Genomic DNA, 1,913 nt, shown 5'->3' with positions numbered 1-1,913 from the left:
CGGCAGTCACAGTGATCTGCGCATTATTGGCCAACGCCGTCAACCAACTGCGCAATACCGCCTTGTTCACCAACCCATTCGCCGCTTCCGTTGAAGTAATCAATGCACCACCGGCACCCAGTACGTCCAGCGGTGTAACGCCCGCACTGCTGCAAGTAATCCAGGCACGTTGATCACTGTTGCTCAGCGCCCATTTAGCCAACGACGCCTGCCCGTCACCGGTAAAGGCATTCAGGTCCAGCGTCGAGCCACTGGCCAACCCGTTGATCCGTGGACCTGCCAGGCTGGCGGCCGGAATGGCGCTTACCTTGACGGTCTGAACTTCCGATGGAATCGGGTCCGTCACACCTTCTGATTTTACCGAGTATTGCAACTGCACCGTACTGTTCACACTGCGGTGCAACACTTTGGCATTGGTCAAGTTAAACACCACCTGTCCGCCTGCGACGCCATTGAGGGCTGTTTCATAGTGCGTGCCATCGGCATACATCCACTTCAGCGTGATGCGGTCCTTGCCACTCATTCCGTCGTATTTGACGGTCACCGTCGTGTTGTGCTCTATGGTCTGCGGGGCCACTGTTACATTCGGCCCGGTACCCGAAGCACCATTGATAAACGGATGCGGCAACACACTCGGCAGAGCCTGGACAATAAGGTTAGCCACACCAAACAGGATCGCCGTGGTTTTATCCGAGCTTTCAGCCAGACTGACCCAGAACTCAATGGTCAGTGCCGAGCCGTCGTCGAGCAGTTTCAGCTTGTCGACAGGAGTGGGTGGCCGGATGCCGTTGGTGACGCCGTCTTCCGTCACCAGGTTGGCGGTGTAGGTATCTTCGGTCCAGGTGAGCCCACCTTTGGTGCCGGTATAGCGCATCCACATTCTTTGATTTTCATGCCTAAAGTGCCACGCCGATACACGGGTGCGCGCGTTCGGGTCGAGGAGCCCCAGGTTCAGTATCGGGCCGTCAATACCGTCGATTTTCGGCGTTGGCAAGCCTGTCAACGGCAATAGCCGCAAACGGACAATCTCGGAATGATAGGGAAACGAGCCACGATTGAATCGGTACTGCACGTCAATCGTGCTGCCGCCTTCACGAATGCACTTGGCGATCGTGCGCGGCAAAAATGTCACACTTGTTTCATGCGTGGCCGCGTTGCCTGGCGCGTCCAGTGTGGTGCTGCCTATGCCATCTGCGCTGAACCAGTCGAAATAGATGCGGTCCGTCGCAAGCGTTGGGTTGATTCGGGCGAGGACGGTAGCGCCTGCCAGTGCAGCGAGCGGGTTGAGTTCATCGGGTGATAGCGAAGCGCCGACAATCACCGGCCGGCCCAGGAACACGCCAGCGCCGACGGTGAGGTCCAACACTTCCGAGCGCAGGATGACTTTGGGTGGCCCGTCACGCTCCAGGCTGTAAAGGATGCGCAGGCTGCCATTGAGGTTGAGGTCGAGGATCTTGCGGTCCACGTTGAACTTCAGTGCTTGCCCGGCAGTGGCAGGGTTGATGTTGATGACACCGCTGTCGGAACCGCCCAGGGCTGAACCGATAATGGTCCAATGGATTCTGTCTCTATCCAGCGTGCCGGTGTAAGGCAGTGTCAGCAACGGGTTCCCCACCACATGGCTGGGGTTCACGTTGTTGCCTATGCGACCTTGTAGTTCGGGTTTTGGCATATCCGCTATCCGTGGCCCCACTTGGACGGTCAGAACCGCGGATTTGCGTGTTTTCAGTACGCCGCCTGCGCCGTGCAAACCTGGCGCGCCATCGTTCACCGTGTAATAGATCTGCGTATCCCCCTTACCGTTGAAGGGCGCCAGGATGTCCGGCGTTATGGGTCGAGGGCCGCCTGGGGGGCCTGCCAGTTGCGGATCGGTGTAAACGATATTGCCGCCTGTGGCGGAGATATGTTCCATG

General features: G+C 58.2%; 1 pseudogene. It reads right to left on the bottom strand.

Features of this window, described 5'->3' with window-relative positions:
• Positions 1–1,913, bottom strand: a pseudogene (locus tag J1G37_RS28900) (YncE family protein); the annotation flags it as partial.

Source organism: Pseudomonas sp. Marseille-Q1929, from assembly GCF_017316265.1.
Taxonomy (GTDB): domain Bacteria; phylum Pseudomonadota; class Gammaproteobacteria; order Pseudomonadales; family Pseudomonadaceae; genus Aquipseudomonas.
The sequence above is the reverse complement of the archived record's forward strand: the minus strand, read 5'-3'. Positions and strand labels throughout refer to the sequence as shown.